This is a genomic window from Bradyrhizobium sp. NBAIM08, assembly GCF_020193935.1.
GTDB lineage: Bacteria > Pseudomonadota > Alphaproteobacteria > Rhizobiales > Xanthobacteraceae > Bradyrhizobium > Bradyrhizobium yuanmingense.
The window spans coordinates 1-430 of sequence record NZ_JADYVR010000552.1; the positions used below are offsets into that span (position 1 = coordinate 1).

Consider the following 430-nt stretch of genomic DNA (forward strand, 5'->3'; position numbering starts at 1 on the left):
GTATTTGTCCACCGGCTACAGCTCGGACTGCGACTTCGTCGATGGCGTCGTGGAGAAACGAAACGAGGGAAGCCGTGATCACAGGCGCCCTGCAGGGGCTGCTCGTGGTTCTTTTGTGGCGTTACCGCCAGTTAGGATTGCAGATCCTGCCCGAGCAGCGCGTTCGGGTGACACCCACGTACCGGATGTCTGCGTGCTCCGGCCGGGCCATCCCGCCGAGAAAGCATCACCGAGCCGCCGTTCATTTGCATCGAGATTCTGTCCCCTGAGGATCGCGTGCCACGTGTTCAGAACCGAATCGAGGATTACGTCAGGTTCGGCGTCCCCTACGTCTGGATGTTTGACCCGGCCCAGCGCAGGGCCTGGCGATGTCTGCCGGGGCAGACGATCGAAGTGACTGACCTTCTTCGCACCGAGCAGCCCGAAATAG

Annotated in this window: 1 protein-coding gene; it reads left to right on the top strand. The window is 61.4% G+C overall.

The window, feature by feature from the left end:
* Positions 1 to 225: 225 nt before the first annotated feature.
* A partial coding sequence (locus tag I6F37_RS46605) for a Uma2 family endonuclease (RefSeq protein WP_225154507.1) occupies positions 226 to 430 on the top strand: 205 nt, incomplete at its 3' end.